Below are 15,546 nucleotides of genomic sequence, written 5' to 3' on the forward strand. Positions count from 1 at the left end.
ATCAATTCTCATATATCTGCTTTACCAAAACATAATATCTTAGTCAATTTCATTTTATTTTCTTAAATTTTAACCTCGAAATCAAGTTCATTCAAATAGCAGTTGTGTAGGCACAATTCAGAAAAAATATTCTGTGGCAAAAACCGGCAAAGACAAAAGATTAAAAAACTCGTTGCGTAAATCGTGTAGTAGGTAAAATTTTATTTTCAAAACTACTGAATACCAACACTTTACAAGAAAGGTTCGAATCTCGCCAGCTCCACGTGACGGCACAAATCCAATTTTGACGGATTTGTGCCTTTCTTTTTAGCACACAACATACTGTTTATCAGAGAGATAAGTTCAATAAACTTATTAACCTCCGGAGTTCGAACTTTTTAAGCCTGAAAAGTTATTTTTTTTAGAAAAGTCGAACTCAGTATAATCTTCTTCTCCTCGACACTGGCATTGTCATATAATTCACCAAACCTACCCATTACCATCAACCCCCTGTCTATCGTTATTTAAGGTCTTTTTTAGGGGTTAGCTTTAATTCAACTTAGAAACATATACTAAGCTAACACTCCCTTGAGGCTGTTGGAAAAGTCCAATCCTAAAGCCAAAGAACATATCTATTCCCTGATGGATTTTCAGTTTTTCTCACAAAATCTACGCATGGAAGAGTATAAACTGTACTTTTTCCATACTCCCCTTAATTTAAAATGAAACATTCCCTTTTGCCAACAACAGCTGGACGTAAAACCTAATTGAAAGAAGCTTTATATTGCAGCGGAGTTTTTTGGGTCTTCTTTTTAAACATTGTACTGAATGATTGGGGACGCTCAAAGCCTAAATCATAAGCTACTTCCTTTACGCTTAAATTAGTAGTTAAAAGCAGTTCTTTAGCTCTGTCAATTATGGATTCTTGAATATGTGTTTGAGCATTTTTGCCTGTAACATTTTTTAGCACATCGCTCAGATAATTGGGAGACAAGTTGAGTTTTTCCGCAAAAAAGTTAACTGTTGGCAAACCCGAAAGTGCAGCCTCGCTTTTGAGATAGGAATCTGTCAATTCTTCCATTTTTGCCACTAAATCACTATTTGCAGCACTTCGTGTCAAAAATTGCCTATTATGAAAACGCTTTGCATAATTGAGAAGCAGATCAATATGGGAAACAATTAAATCTTGGCTGTAATTATCAATATTATTTTTTAGTTCATCCTGCATTTGATGCATTAGATTCATCATTATTTTGTCTTCTTTTTCAGAAAGGTGCAGGGCTTCAGAAGTCGAATATGCAAAGAAGCCATAATTTCCTATTACCTTTCCCAATTCATAATGCCGAATTAGGTCTGGTTTAAAGACTAGCATATACCCTGAAACTGCGTCATCTGTAGGATTGGTTATGGAAAAAATCTGACCGGGTTTGGTAAAACTCATGACGCCTTCATCAAAATCATAATGACCTTGCCCGTATTTGAATTTTCCTGAAGCTCCTTTTTTACAGGCTACACAATAAAAATCATAGAAAAAACTGCTCCAAATTTTGTTCTTATCGAATTTCAGATGCTCAAAATCAATCACGCTTATTAACGGATGATGGGGTTTTGGCAGGGCAAATAATCGGTGAAGTTCAGATATGGACTCAATTCTATATGGAGCAGCTTTCTTCACAATTTTAGTATTTAAAATCGGTAGATAAAGATAAGTCTTTCCATTCTTCCATTTCTTTTGCTTCGTTTTTGCGCACTTCTAAAATAGCGTTATAACTATCTGAACCTAATGGAAGATGTAAAGGCGGGTTAGACAATTCAGCAATCCTAAGCAATACTTCTGCTAATTTTTCAGGATCACCTAACTGTTTGCCATCAAATCCCGTAAACTGTTCAACCTGTTTATCTAAATTATAGGCGTCAATCTTATTTTTCGCCACATTCAGACTGTCCTCGCTCATAAAATTGGTACGAAATGTTCCTGGTGCAAGAATAGTTACTTTTATCCCAAAAGGAGCGACTTCTTGGGCAAGAGCTTCTGATAGTCCGATAACAGCAAATTTTGATGCATTATAGCTTCCATTGCCCGCATACCCCATATATCCCATCATTGAAGAGATGTTAATGATATGTCCGGATTTCTGCCGGCGCAAATGTGGCAAGACTTTCCTAATGATACTGGTCATTGCAAAAACATTTACATTCATTGTTTCCCTAAACTCGGTATCGCTAAGTTCTTCGATATTTCCCAAAAGGTTATATCCCGCGCTATTGACCACGACATCTATTTGACCAAATTTTTCTATGCCTTTCGAAATAGCATCTTCAACATCTTTTTCTTTGGTAATGTCCAACTTTAAAGGAAGTAAATTATCCTTGTAATCCGCGATTTTTTCTAAAAGCGTTTCCTTATTTCTGGAAGTTGCAATTACTTTGTCTCCATTTTGTAAAACGGCTTTTGTAATTTCAAAACCCATTCCTTTGGATGCTCCTGTGATAAACCAAACTTTTTGTTTACTCATAATATTTGTTTTTTTACAAAACTACAGGGTACATAGATTTATAAAGTTTTCAAATCAAGGATAAACGTATTTAAATTCAGGTTTACAGTTGATCTTATGGCCACTAATGAGGTGCACAGCCACTGGCCGCCGGCTTTGTATTTCCTATACCCTATCCTGATTTGGCACAATAAACATACGTACTGACTCATTTTTGCCAGTAATTCCGTTGTTTTGAGTAGACCAACACTTGCTTAAAAGTCCCCCTTATTTATTTGTGGTCTTTCAGATCCTTATACTCGATTACAAAAGCCATTAGCTCAGCCATTTTTCCATCATGAAATCTCCATACATCACAGTAAGCGTATTTAATGCGTTCTCCGTTTTCGTTCATCACTGCGATTTGACCAATTGCTGTAAGATAATCATTCTCGGCAATCAAATTTTTAACCTCATTTTGTGGTGGTTCAATATATTCATTGGACATCCATTTTCTGACCGCTTCTTTTCCATTTAGAATCTGGTCTCCTACAAATATCCATTTGGTATCATCGGTGCAGTATTGAAGAAATTCTTCATAATTACCTTTAGAAACAGCTTCATTTGCTTTCTGTAGAATTATTTTATTGGTTTCTGTCATAAGTAGTATTTTGTATTTACGATTAAGGCTTTCCTAAAATAGTAAAATCAACAACCAGCCTAATCGATATTCGCCTCATCATTAGCCGATAGGTCATCCATAATCTTTTTTAGAAATTTTGTTTTGTTCTTTTTAACTTCTTTGAGGAAAGGCGAAGATTCATCCGAACCGGATAAATATTTTCCTCCCCAAAGGGCCAGTTCAATCAATGCAGGTATTAAAGCAATACCTTTTGGGCTGAGCTTATAAAGTCCTTTTACCTTATTGTCCGGATATGGTGCTTTGATAATTATTCCATGGTTCTCCAGCATCTGTAATCTATTCGCTAATATATTCGTTGCTATTTTTTCTACAGATTTTGTAAAATCTCCGTACGTACGGGATTTATAGAGCATTAGATCCCTTACAATCAAAAGAGACCATTTATCTCCGAAAATATCCAATGAGGAACTTATTGGGCAATCGGAACGCATTTCAGCTGCTTTCATAAATTTTTATATTTTTTACTTGCGAATCAAAAGTAGTCATCTATTTTTGCACTTGCATTTTGCAAGTATTTAATTTTAAATTTCACTTGCAAATGAAAAGCAAATTTAATCGTTTGAGATAAAAAAGTAGTACATCATGACAAAAATTTTAGTGACAAGAACTACAGGGGTAGTCGGAAAAAACACAGTTGAGCATTTGTTAAAGAAAGGTATTCCTGCAAGTCAACTTATCGGACTTTCCCGGAAAAAGGAAAATCTAGAAGACTTAGCTGCGAGAGGCGTAGAAGTTCGTGTAGGTGATTATTTTGATTATAATTCCTTATTACGTGCATTTGAAGGTGTTGACAAAGTCATGCTGACGAGTGCAATTGCTTTTACAGACCGATCTACCCAACATTATAATGCAATTACCGCTGCCCGCCAAGCTGGCGTTAAGCACGTGGTATATATGTCAATTATGCGCAAAGAAGGTTCGGGACGTATCATGCCCGAAGTTACAGAGTCCGACCTTTTTACAGAACAAGTACTTAAATCCTCAGGGCTTGATTATACTATTTTATACCATCCGCCTTTTGCCGACCTTTTATCGTTCTATTATGATCCCAATCCTTATGAAAATGGAATAAAAGTTCCGGCAAAGAATGGAAAAATGGCACCTGCAACGAGAGATGAATTGGCGGAAGCCCATGCTGAAATACTTTCTACTCTGGGACATGAAAATAAAATCTATTCATTAGGTGGTTCCCATTCTATTTCGTTTTCCGACATAGCAAAAATTCTTTCGGAAATAAAAGGACAACCTGTTTCTTTTACCGCCATTACAGCAGAAGAATATAGTGATGGGATAGTTGCCCAAGGAGTCGCTCGCCACGTGGCTGAATTTATAACGGGTTGGGTACTGGCAATTGAAGGAGGTGAATTCGAATATCAATCCGGCGATTTGGAGCGGTTATTAGGTAAAAAGACAAAAACTTTCAAAGAGCTCATGGAAACAACTTTAGCTTAGAATATTTACAAGTTAAAATAGTCGAAGTGGCAGAGTATATATATTTTTCAGCCACTTCGATTTAACCCGGATTTTGCATTAGGTTTCGTTAAGAGACCATTAATTGCAATAAAATCAGGCTGTTTGGAGACTGAGGCATAGCACCGCTATGGTGAAGTCGAAAATTGCAACGCAGTGACTGATTTTGAAGCAATTATTGGTCGCAATAGAAATGCTAATGCATAATTTGGGTTTAAACGTATCAACTTTATTTCCGGGGACTACCCCTCTGCCAATAAGACCGTAGGTAGGATAATAAAAGACTTAGGATTTAAGGTGGTTGACCTTGGAAATTTGGAACAGGCGGGGCAAATAACCGATGCCCGGAAAGCCTTATCCGGACTGAATTTAGTCAGTCGCCCAATTTAATACCATTTCTTATGAAGGCGTTGGTTTATCGTCAGAAAAACACCTTGGATGACTTTGGAATAAAGTTAGAAGAAGTTATGGATCCGAAAATCAGCGAAACCGATATTTTAGTCCGTATCAAAGACAAACGAAAAATCGAGCTTTAACGCATTGGCGGGTCTAATATATCAATCGGAAAATTGTGCCAATACTTTTACAGAGATAGTCGCCTAAATTCATAAATTTATCTATTCAAAAACGGAATAAATGGACATTTATAAAGGAAAAAAGATTGTAGATTTTGCTGGACGCTTCCAAAGCGACTTGGACTGCAAGAAAAACCTGAGTGAAGTTAATTGGTCATCCGGCTATACGTGCAGAAAATGCGGGCATTCCGGCAGGAGCTACGGCGTAAAGAAAAAAAAAGTGGTTTGCGCTGTCCAACTCACCAAAGAAGGGAAGGTAAAGCAGCTCTACGGTCTTCAGATCATTGATTTCCCGGCAAAATCACTTCGTCTCATTTTTGATCACCATCTAGCTAAAGAGGCCGAAGTAACCACCGATGGGTGGAAAGGGTACAATCCCAAAGCCAAAGGCTACAATATCAACCAAATACCGAGTGATTTCGGTCAGAACTTTAAAGTATTGCAAACGGCAATCCACTAGGTTAAATCCCTGATCAGGACAAAATTTTCCCGGGTAAGCTCTGATAAAATGTATATCAAAAATCTAGTGTGAACCTAAGCGAAGACCTCTATTCCGTTATTTATGTTAGAAATAATTCAAATAATCGCCCTTATTCAGGGCTTGTTTCTTTTAAGTGTACTGTTCGTTAAACAAGAAAGTTACAAGCGGGTAAACTTCTTACTGCTACTAGTGTCAATTATTGCATTACTTTTGAACATTGTCGGAGATGATGATTTTAACCTATTTTTTTCTAATGCTAATTGGTATTTTTTCCACTCTCCATTAATCATTACACTGTTCTTTTTACTTATAAAGTATCACAATTCTAAACAAGACAAATTTCAATTTAGAGATTTTATTTACTTCATTCCGTATATGTTTTTTATTGCTCTTCAAATCGCAGAAGACATCTTAGGTAAAAACACATGGTTAATAATCGGGGAAATTTTGGCAGGCATCACGCTATTAGTTTATTTAGGCTATACCATCTATGATATCATCAAAAACAAAAAGGAAAGATGGATGCTGTTTTTTATAGTACCTTATGCTTTAATTAACTTAATAGACGAAATTTTATTTATTATAACAAAAAGCCATAATTCTTTCTCCTTCCTAGAAACCTATGGAATTATTGGATTATCAGCAATACTTCTCTACATGATTTTATTCAAGCTTGTTGTATCACCAAAATCTATATTACCAAAGGCGGATACCAAGGCTTATAAATCTTCAAATCTTAGTAAATCCAAAGCAGAGGTATATAAAAGGGAGTTTTTAAGACTCATGGATAAAGAGAAGCTTTTTACTAATAGTAATATAACGGTTAACCAAGTAGCTCAAAAGATGGGTATTCCAAGACAGTACTTATCTGAAGTCTTGAATGTATACTTAAAATCAAATTTTCAGGACTACATGAACAAGTATAGGGCTGAAGAATTTGTAGAATGTCTCAAGGATGAAAAGTTCAAGAATTACTCTATTCTGGGCATTGCCAACGAAGTTGGTTTCAAATCCAAATCCTCTTTCAATACTACCTTTAAAAAAATATACGGGGTTACCCCTAGTGAGTTTAAAAAGGCATTACCTACAGTAGTTTAGAAACAGCCTTATCTCCTTATTCTTCCTAGAATAATTACGTTCCAATTCCACTTTCAGAATACCTCTTATAAATTAAAGAAGGCTTCATTTTTCTGATGAACATCGGAATTTCCCTAAATACAATTGCCAAATATAGCCATTAAGGCTGTATTTATTAGGGCTATTTGGAATCGATAGCATCAAATTACACGCCCAATCTGCAACATGTTTTTTTGGGTTCCCTTGGCTTTTAAGCTTGAACTGACAAATCCCCAAACTTTAAAAACGAAACAGCCATAAATTTTACATTCGGTGGCTTTCTTAGTGCGAGAAGCGCATTTAGAACCTTAGAAACCGTCCAATCAACAGAATTTAGTGACCTAATAATCAGATTATTAAATCCACTAATATAACAAACAGGTACTGAAAGCGAATTCAAAACCTACTTCATTTTGATCTCAATGGAGGCAAGTCTAGTTTTACCCTGGTTGAATGAAAACCTTAATTAAAATTTCTAATAATTATGACAAATCCAGATGGTGAATATAGACAAATTATATATTCAAAATATTATAGGAGTCTAAGCACATCATAGGATTCTACGCATTCACCTCTAAAAACTTGAATAAAAAAACCACATACAGTTTAGATCAAGATACACAGTTCTCCATTCTGTTTGATAAGCACTATCAAAGGTTATACAACTATGCGTATAAACTACTAAATGATATCTCTACTTCTGAGGAACTTGTTCAAGAAACATTTATAAAACTTTGGGAACAGTACCATAAAATAGATAAATCCCACCGTGCTATCGAATCGTTTCTAATAGTAACACTCAAAAATAAGATAATTGACAATTTCCGAAAATATCAAACTAGAGAAAAGCATAATAATTTATATAGCCTATATTCAGATATTCTCTCAGAAATTAACACACAATGGGATTTGTTACAACAAATTGATATTATCTATGAGAATCTTGACCAAAAAACAAGAGATATTTTTCAACTATCCAGAAATGAAGGATTGACCTATAAAGAAATTGCCATAAAAAAAAATATTTCCATAAAAACCGTAGAGCTTCATATTTCAACGGCCTTAATAGCTTTCCGAAAAGGTTTAAAGGATTACTTTTAAAGAAAATCCAATTTTTAATAGGGTGCCGCTACTTGGCATACGTCATATAAGCAGTAAACCCCTTAATGATGGATAAATCTCATATTTCAAAGGCAGAGCTTTGGGCATACATTTCAAAAACTGCTGATCAGGAAACAATTAGGAAAGTAGAATTATGGAAGGACTCTTCAGAATATGACGAGGAGTTGTTTTCCCAACTCACGGCAATCTATCTAAACACCAAAGAATATCCCGTATCTGTTGAAGATGCGAAAAACCGCTTTCTACGAGCCTCAAAAAACACTAAACAAAAAAGAGTATCCAGAGCTGTTACGCTATTAAAATATGCCGCAATGATTGCTGTAATTGTTGCAGTCGGATATACCTACCAACAGTTTTCAGAGAGCACTAGTCAATTAATTGTAGAGGAGACTTCTTTTGGAGAAAACAAACAGCTTAACCTCCCCGATGGCTCGGTAGTCTGGTTAAACGCTTCCACTCAGCTCTCCTACGAAAGCAACACTCCCCGCACGATAAGTTTGGAAGGAGAGGCATTTTTTGAAGTGGCCAAAGATACAGCACATCCCTTCACTGTCACCACTTCCGATGGCTTGAAAATAGAAGCCTTGGGAACAAGCTTCAATGTCAAATCCTATTCAAATACCTCCATTGTAGAAACAAAATTACTCACAGGCAAAGTTGCAGTTACTTCTGCTGAATATTTAAAAGGAAGGATTTTACTGTTACCTGATGAAAAGGTGGTTTTTGATCGAAACAGTAAACAGTTTTCTAAGCAGGATATGGGTGAAAGAGAAGGGAGAATCGCCTGGAGAGAAGGGAAAATTGAATTTGCAAATCAGTCATTCAGAGAAATTGCCAATGACCTATATATGCAATATCAAGTAAAGCTGGTATTTGAAAATGATGAAATAGCAAATTCTAAATTCACCGGTGTATTTGATAAAAATACACCGGTAAGTGAAATTTTAGAAATCCTTAAAACCTCCAAAGATTTCAATTATCATCTAAACACAGAGGCTGATGAGTGGGTGATAAAATAAAAAAAGTGGGAAAATTCCAGTCTTCCCACTCTAAAATGTTAAAGAATTCCAATCGCAAAAATCAGTATCACTTAACACACCAAATTTATGAAATTAAAACATTTCAAGGGCATACTATGGCCAAAAAGTTTATCCAAACCCTCAATTTTAATGAAACTACCTTTCTTCTTTTTTGTTTTCAGTAGCTTTCATCTCTTGGCTAGCAATAGTTTTTCCCAAAATAAAGTAACCTTAAATATCCAGAAGGGCTCACTTGAGTCCATCATGTCAACTATTGAAGAACAGACACCATACAGCTTTGTATTCAATAATGATGAGCTGAACATTCAGGATAAGTTTGATATCAACGTAATAGATGAAAATATTGATAGAACATTGGGATTACTTTTTCACTCTACTCATATTACGTATACCATTAAGAATAAACACATAGTTCTTTCCAAGGCCAAAGATCAGAATGCAAAATTTACAATCAGTGGTGTGGTTAAGGATGCTGTCAACGGCGAATCACTCTTCGGGGCAACCGTCCTCTTAAAAGGCACTTCCATTGGAAACACAACCAATGAATATGGTTTTTATTCTATCACAGCGCCTGAAGGTAATTATACCATAACCATTTCCTATATAGGTTTTACAACTTTTGAAAGGACAATTAACCTTAGCTCTAATCAAAAACTCGACATTGAGCTCAAAGAGGATGCCGCTGAATTAGATGAAGTAGTCATCACAGCTGAAGAATCAAAGAAAGTTGACCTCAGCACACCACAAATGAGTATGGCAAAACTTTCAACTAGGGATATCAAACAGATACCTGTGGTTTTGGGTGAGGTGGATTTGATCAAGTCTATTCAATTGCTGCCAGGTGTTACCAATGCAGGAGAAGGTGCATCGGGTTTCAATGTACGCGGTGGTGCAGAAGACCAAAACCTAATTCTTTTGGATGAAGCAATTATTTACAACGCATCCCATTTGTTTGGTTTCTTCTCGGTTTTCAATGCTGATGCTATTAAGGATGTTACACTTTATAAAGGAGGCATTCCTGCACGTTTTGGAGGGCGGGCTTCTTCGGTACTGGATATACGCCAAAAAGACGGAAATAGTAAAGAATTTGGACTCACCGGCGGCATTGGTTCCGTTTCCAGCCGTTTGGCGGCAGAAGGGCCATTGTTTAAAGACAAAGGCTCGTTTCTAATGGCCGGTAGAGCTTCTTATGTAGATATATTTTTAGCCTTAGCTAACCAAAGCAGCAGAGCCGGATTTTACGATTTGAATCTGAAAACAAATTATGAAATTGATGGGAAGAACAAATTATACCTATCCGGTTATTTAGGCCATGATAACTTTAACGTGGCAGGAGCAGGATTTACTAATGCATACGGAAACCTCTCCGGAAATCTGCGATGGAATCATATTTTCAATAACAAACTATTCTCCAATACATCCTTAATATACAGTCGATATAATTACAACCTGGAACTTGAGGGAATGGATTGGAGCTCAGATATCAGCAATTATAATATGCGCTATGATTTTGAGTATTATGCAAGCGATAGATTAACATTTGATTTTGGAGTAAATGGTGTTTACTATAAGTTTAATCCAGGCAGAATCAATCCTTTAAATGCAACTTCGGATATTAACCCGGAGAAATTGGACAACCAATTTGCTTTAGAAGCCGGATTGTATGCAGGTTTAGAACATAAAGTTTCCGGCAAGCTCACCGCTCAATATGGCTTGCGTTTTAGTTACTTTAATCGACTTGGAAAGCAAACCTTGAACAATTACGCCAATAATTTACCGGTGGTTTACAACGAAGAATTAGGCATTTATGAGCGTACCGAACCTATTTCTAATACCGACTACGGTAAGGGAAAAAGCATCGCTACCTTCAATAATTTAGAACCCCGGTTTGCACTTTCATACCAGCTTAACGAGAAGTCTTCTGTTAAGGCAAGTTATAACCGGATGGCCCAATATCTGCATTTAATTTCCAACACCGCATCAGCCACGCCATTAGATGTTTGGACACCCAGCGGAAAGTTTATTGACCCTCAAATTGCAGACCAGTATGCTGTAGGCTACTTCAGAAATTTCAGCGAAAATATGTTTTCAATCGAAGCCGAAGCCTATTACAAAACTATCGACAACAGAGTAGATTATATCAACGGTGCAGAACTTATAGCACAGAACACCATTGAAACCGAAATTTTGACCGGTGAAGCCCGAGCTTATGGATTAGAGTTTCTATTGCGGAAAAACCTAGGCGATTTTACAGGCTGGGTGGCGTATACGTTGTCAAAATCCCAACAGCGCACACCTGGCGGAGCAGCTGGCGGAACAGGCATTAATAACGGGAAATGGTATAATTCCAACTGGGACAGAACCCACGACTTTTCGTTTACCGGAAGTTACGAACTCACCGAAAAATGGCGATTTGGAGCCAATATGGTATTTCAGACAGGACGACCCGTTACCTATCCAAACGGACAGTTTCTATACAACGGGTTATCCGTGGCGACTTATTCTGAAAGGAATGCAGACCGATTGCCGGCTTATCACAGACTAGACCTTTCGGCAACCTTAACACCACAAAAAAACAAAAATAGAAAATGGCAAGGGGAATGGGTATTTGGCATATACAACGCTTATAACCGAAGAAATGCAGCCTCTATTTCTTTTGGTCAAAATCAAAAGACAGGCGCAACTGAAGCCACTCGTACTGCCATATTTGGCATTGTTCCTTCAGCAACATACAACTTTAAATTTTAAAACAATGAAAAATATAAATATATATAACAAATTAGGGGTCCTTATTATAATAATAGGATTACTAAACTCATGTACCGATGTCATAGATGTGAATGTCCCAAACGGCGGCGCACGATTGGTGGTCGATGCGTCTATTAAATGGCAAAAAGGTACATCAGGAGAAACACAAACCATTAATCTAAGAGAATCAACCGCTTTTTTTGATATCAATCAAGATGTCCCTGTTAAGGGTGCTTCAGTAACTGTAACCAAAGAAAACGACGGGTCAATAGTTGTGTTTGCCGACCAGAATAATGGTAGTTACACTGCAACAGATTTTGTTCCGGAATTAAACGCATCGTACACTTTGGAAATCCTTTACAAAGGCAACTCCTACAAGGCAACCGAAACCTTAATGGCAGGACCTGTTATTACCCGAGTTGAACAAATCATTGATGAAGCTGATGGTGACACGGAAATTGAGCTTCAAGTATTTTTTGACGACCCCCGAGATGTTAAAAATTATTATTTAGGCGAATTTACTCCGGCTAATTTACCACTGCCGTCTCTTGCAGTTATTAGCGATAAATTTACAGATGGAAACGAAAATTTTATCGAGAACGATAATGACAACTATGTGGCCGGAGTAACTGTAGGTATTAATGTGTATGGTATTTCACGACGATATTATGACTATTTAAACATATTGATTCAACAAGCTGGAAGTGAAGAAGGCGGGCCTTTCCCAACTACCCCTGTACAGTTAAAAGGAAACGTCACTAATGTCAATGATTCTAACGAAGAAGTGTTGGGATATTTTAGGCTTGGTGAATTCAACACCACCTCATATACAATTAATTAACAATAGGATATAGGAGTAGTATCGCCGTAAAAACCCATAAGGTGGAAATCGATGAGCTGATAGTACTTATTGAAAATACGCTGTATCCAGATCTAACTACTTCAGCTTAAAACTTATGAGTAACATCACAATTGTACAGAAAAGTATGTGCGGTTTTAGAGCTATAGTTGTGCTGTTATTTTTGAGTTTGTCGCTAACGTATGGGCAGGTGGTGCCTCTGACTTCATCTCAAAAGACCCATAAGATTGCAGGGGATGTTTTACGCGGTGCCATGCCAGCTTTGGCTTTGGGTTCTACTTTCATTTGGAAAGATGGTCAAAAAGGAACCTATCAATTCTCCAAAGCCCTGGCTGGCACTATTGCTTTAACGTATGGTTTAAAACTAGCCACAAATAAAGAACGGCCGAATGGTGAAAACAACAATAGTTTTCCATCCGGTCATACTTCTGTTGCATTTGCCAGTGCTGCATTTGTGCAAAAAAGATACGGTTGGGAATTTGGCATTCCTGCCTACCTCTTAGCAGGATATGTTGGATATACAAGGATCGAAGCAAACAAGCACGATGGCGTAGATGTGCTAGCGGGTGCTGCGATAGGTGTTGGAATAAGTTATTTGTTCACCAAACGGTATGATGAGGAAAAGAAGTTAGGAATTTCTTCAGGCTTTATTGAAGGCACACCTATACTAGGTTTAACCTACAAATTTTAATTTCTTTTGAGAAAGATTACTTTAAATAAACTAAAATGAATAAAATAATAATTGTACTTCTTCTATCTTTATCTGTTATAAAGGTTAACGGACAAAACGCTTCAATTGACTCGACAAATAACAATAAAACTATTCAATACAAATCACTCATAATCCCAACTGTTTTAATCGGGTATGGAGTTATTGGTCTTACAAACCCTGCTTTAAAAGATATTAATATCAGTGCAAAAAATGATTTTAGAGGGTATGATGATAAGAAATTAAACATCGACGATTTTTCTCAGTACAGTCCGTTTGTATCTGTATATGCATTAAATGCGATGGGTATAAAGGGAAAAAATAATTTTAAAGATAGAACCATTATTTTGGGAACGGCATATCTTATAATGGGCGGCACTGTAAGCATACTAAAAAAGACTACAAAAGTTACCAGACCAGATGGCTCCTCCTCAACCTCATTTCCTTCGGGGCATACCGCTACGGCTTTTATGGCTGCCGAATTTTTATATCAAGAATATAAAGATGTATCCGTTTGGTATGGCATTACCGGTTATGTGATCGCTGCCGGCACAGGTCTTTTTAGAATATACAACGATAAGCATTGGCTTACCGATGTTGCCGCAGGTGCGGGAATAGGAATTTTAAGTACCAAGATTGCTTATTGGATTCATCCACTAATTGATAAAACAATTTTCAAAGAAAAGGATAAGATAAATGGAATTGCTATGCCTTTTTATAATGGAAGAGAATATGGGTTGGGATTATCAATGACATTCTGAAAAGGATTTAACCATTTGTAACAAATAAGTAGTTGTTAGAAATGTGATGACGCTTTATTTTGCATTAGTCAGTTTGGTCGAAACATTAGTTATAATTCTTAGTATTGATGTTGAACAAACAACTCTAAGTTAGCTCATTTTGTATTAATAGCTAGTTTCGTTAATTTTATATTATTAAAACTGTAGTCAAAAGAAACACTATCACAAAATCAGGTTTTTCATAGTATCTTGAATTTCTTAGCAATAGAAATACCTATATATAACGAAAACATGAACATATATAAATCATTAACTGTCTATCTAAATATAATAATTGGAAAGGTCTAACAATTTGCACCATAATTTAATTTGAACAGCTATACCAAACCAATACTTTAAGGCAAATGTAATCCTATAGGTAAAAACCGTCCTTTGGTCTATAATTACTAAGGTAGCTAGAAATTAGGATTCTTGGAATAAATAAACTTAAACATAATGGATATCACTTATCGTTCTTCTGTGTTCAAAACCGCAAATAAACAGAAATCAAAAATATATTTGAAGGTTTCCGGGACCACAAACAAGTCAATTAAGACAGCAATTTCAGATTTTGAAGCCACCATGGTTTTCATGGGGAACGACCCTTTTGACCTCGCTTTTGTGTTGACAATTAACACGGCGAGTTTCCGAGATGAAGCGAACGGAATTGAAAACCACTTGTACGGATTTGGTGATAGAAATACGGTTGGTTATCCCCTGATCAGTTTTATCAGTAGTGATATAGCTGTTTGGGACTACAAAAAATATAAGCTGTTTGGGACCTTAATGATGCAGGAAGTTTCCAGAATTATGGTAATTGAGGCTATTGATAGAAGTAACTATGATGACAATGAGAAAATGACTTTTCCAAGATTTGAATTCAGGGGGAAAATTTACTCTTCCGTTTTCGAGGACCAGATTAACATACCTCAAAATAAAGCAGGAAACGAAATAGAACTGTATGCTGACATTCAGTTTGAAACGTGGAATGTGCATGAAATTGCAGAAAAGGACCACTTTAACTTACATGGAAAAATAAATCCGATATTGCCAAGGGTTCGGAAAAGTATTTGAGGTGCAATCAAATTTCTTGTATTATCAATTTCTAACTTCTGATGATATCGACATAAATCCCTCATTTATTACACAGAGGAACTTACTACACCATTGCAAAATTATGTCCTAAAGAGATTTAAACAACCAATCCAAAAGCTCCAAATCCCCCTCAAAATGGTTCGACTTCTGTATCACAAGCCCCATCCCATAAGAGAAAGGCGACTTTTCTTCATTCTTTTCACCCTGTAAATCCCTGTCTATCAAATACATTAAATTGACAATAGAAATAATTATAGCGGTTCGACTTTTAGATTTGTCAAAACACAGTTTTTCAGGAAAAATCAAACCAATCAGCATTCTTTTTGGGCTGTCGATGTATTTAAAAACAATTCGTCAAGTTTCGAAATTCTGCTAACAAACTGATTTACAAAATTT

14 protein-coding genes and 1 pseudogene are annotated in these 15,546 nt (G+C 36.3%); 11 read left to right on the plus strand and 4 right to left on the minus strand.

Going from position 1 to position 15,546, the window contains the following annotated elements; all coding sequences use genetic code 11:
- Positions 1-742: 742 nt before the first annotated feature.
- The 4 genes from ID165_RS26765 to ID165_RS13695 all read right to left on the minus strand — a co-directional run bounded on the left by ID165_RS26765 (position 743) and on the right by ID165_RS13695 (position 3,602).
- Positions 743-1,312: an AraC family transcriptional regulator gene (locus ID165_RS26765; protein WP_225586725.1), complete on the minus strand. Its 570-nt coding sequence runs from the start codon at positions 1,310-1,312 to the stop codon at positions 743-745.
- A 346-nt stretch (positions 1,313-1,658) separates the two neighbouring features.
- Positions 1,659-2,495 (minus strand): SDR family NAD(P)-dependent oxidoreductase, encoded by an 837-nt coding sequence (locus ID165_RS13685; RefSeq protein WP_192085392.1) that lies wholly within the window; start codon positions 2,493-2,495, stop codon positions 1,659-1,661.
- 250 nt (positions 2,496-2,745) lie between these two features.
- Complete coding sequence (locus tag ID165_RS13690) at positions 2,746-3,114, minus strand: nuclear transport factor 2 family protein (RefSeq protein ID WP_192085393.1); 369 nt, start codon at positions 3,112-3,114, stop codon at positions 2,746-2,748.
- A 59-nt stretch (positions 3,115-3,173) separates the two neighbouring features.
- Complete coding sequence (locus tag ID165_RS13695) at positions 3,174-3,602, minus strand: helix-turn-helix domain-containing protein (RefSeq protein ID WP_192085394.1); 429 nt, start codon at positions 3,600-3,602, stop codon at positions 3,174-3,176.
- Positions 3,603-3,738: 136 nt separating this feature from the next.
- Between ID165_RS13695 and ID165_RS13700 the strand changes: the two genes are divergently transcribed.
- The 11 genes and pseudogenes from ID165_RS13700 to ID165_RS13745 all read left to right on the plus strand — a co-directional run bounded on the left by ID165_RS13700 (position 3,739) and on the right by ID165_RS13745 (position 15,129).
- Positions 3,739-4,608, plus strand: coding sequence for an NAD(P)H-binding protein (locus ID165_RS13700; RefSeq protein ID WP_192085395.1), 870 nt, complete (start codon positions 3,739-3,741; stop codon positions 4,606-4,608).
- Positions 4,609-5,027: 419 nt separating this feature from the next.
- Entirely contained in the window at positions 5,028-5,162 is a 135-nt protein-coding gene (locus ID165_RS26935) for a hypothetical protein (protein ID WP_255505005.1), read from the plus strand.
- Between the two features lie 100 nt (positions 5,163-5,262).
- Positions 5,263-5,658: pseudogene (locus tag ID165_RS13705) on the plus strand (hypothetical protein); the annotation flags it as partial.
- Positions 5,659-5,763: 105 nt separating this feature from the next.
- Entirely contained in the window at positions 5,764-6,780 is a 1,017-nt protein-coding gene (locus tag ID165_RS13710) for an AraC family transcriptional regulator (RefSeq protein WP_192085397.1), read from the plus strand.
- A 600-nt stretch (positions 6,781-7,380) separates the two neighbouring features.
- Positions 7,381-7,899 (plus strand): sigma-70 family RNA polymerase sigma factor, encoded by a 519-nt coding sequence (locus tag ID165_RS13715; RefSeq protein WP_192085398.1) that lies wholly within the window; start codon positions 7,381-7,383, stop codon positions 7,897-7,899.
- Positions 7,900-7,967: 68 nt separating this feature from the next.
- On the plus strand, positions 7,968-8,939 hold the full coding sequence (locus tag ID165_RS13720; RefSeq protein ID WP_192085399.1) for a FecR family protein: 972 nt from the start codon (positions 7,968-7,970) through the stop codon (positions 8,937-8,939).
- A 150-nt stretch (positions 8,940-9,089) separates the two neighbouring features.
- Complete coding sequence (locus tag ID165_RS13725; protein ID WP_225586727.1) at positions 9,090-11,708, plus strand: TonB-dependent receptor; 2,619 nt, start codon at positions 9,090-9,092, stop codon at positions 11,706-11,708.
- Between the two features lie 4 nt (positions 11,709-11,712).
- Positions 11,713-12,549: a DUF4249 family protein gene (locus ID165_RS13730; protein ID WP_192085400.1), complete on the plus strand. Its 837-nt coding sequence runs from the start codon at positions 11,713-11,715 to the stop codon at positions 12,547-12,549.
- Between the two features lie 115 nt (positions 12,550-12,664).
- The gene (locus ID165_RS13735; protein WP_225586728.1) at positions 12,665-13,258 is read left to right on the plus strand and encodes a phosphatase PAP2 family protein; all 594 of its coding nucleotides are present in this window, start codon (positions 12,665-12,667) and stop codon (positions 13,256-13,258) included.
- 35 nt (positions 13,259-13,293) lie between these two features.
- Positions 13,294-14,037, plus strand: a complete 744-nt coding sequence (locus ID165_RS13740; protein ID WP_192085401.1) for a phosphatase PAP2 family protein — start codon at positions 13,294-13,296, stop codon at positions 14,035-14,037.
- A 474-nt stretch (positions 14,038-14,511) separates the two neighbouring features.
- Entirely contained in the window at positions 14,512-15,129 is a 618-nt protein-coding gene (locus ID165_RS13745) for a YceI family protein (protein ID WP_192085402.1), read from the plus strand.
- Positions 15,130-15,546: the final 417 nt, after the last annotated feature.

It is taken from the genome of Algoriphagus sp. Y33 (genome assembly GCF_014838715.1).
Classification (GTDB): domain Bacteria; phylum Bacteroidota; class Bacteroidia; order Cytophagales; family Cyclobacteriaceae; genus Algoriphagus.

Coding starts and splice junctions, on each gene's coding strand:
- ID165_RS13735 (WP_225586728.1), top strand. CDS start 12,665: ATGAGTAACATCACAATTGTACAGAAAAGTATGTGCGGTTTTAGAGCT.
- ID165_RS13740 (WP_192085401.1), top strand. CDS start 13,294: ATGAATAAAATAATAATTGTACTTCTTCTATCTTTATCTGTTATAAAG.
- ID165_RS13725 (WP_225586727.1), top strand. CDS start 9,090: ATGAAACTACCTTTCTTCTTTTTTGTTTTCAGTAGCTTTCATCTCTTG.
- ID165_RS13690 (WP_192085393.1), bottom strand. CDS start 3,114: ATGACAGAAACCAATAAAATAATTCTACAGAAAGCAAATGAAGCTGTT.
- ID165_RS26935 (WP_255505005.1), top strand. CDS start 5,028: ATGAAGGCGTTGGTTTATCGTCAGAAAAACACCTTGGATGACTTTGGA.
- ID165_RS13710 (WP_192085397.1), top strand. CDS start 5,764: ATGTTAGAAATAATTCAAATAATCGCCCTTATTCAGGGCTTGTTTCTT.
- ID165_RS13745 (WP_192085402.1), top strand. CDS start 14,512: ATGGATATCACTTATCGTTCTTCTGTGTTCAAAACCGCAAATAAACAG.
- ID165_RS13700 (WP_192085395.1), top strand. CDS start 3,739: ATGACAAAAATTTTAGTGACAAGAACTACAGGGGTAGTCGGAAAAAAC.
- ID165_RS13720 (WP_192085399.1), top strand. CDS start 7,968: ATGGATAAATCTCATATTTCAAAGGCAGAGCTTTGGGCATACATTTCA.
- ID165_RS13685 (WP_192085392.1), bottom strand. CDS start 2,495: ATGAGTAAACAAAAAGTTTGGTTTATCACAGGAGCATCCAAAGGAATG.
- ID165_RS13730 (WP_192085400.1), top strand. CDS start 11,713: ATGAAAAATATAAATATATATAACAAATTAGGGGTCCTTATTATAATA.
- ID165_RS13695 (WP_192085394.1), bottom strand. CDS start 3,602: ATGAAAGCAGCTGAAATGCGTTCCGATTGCCCAATAAGTTCCTCATTG.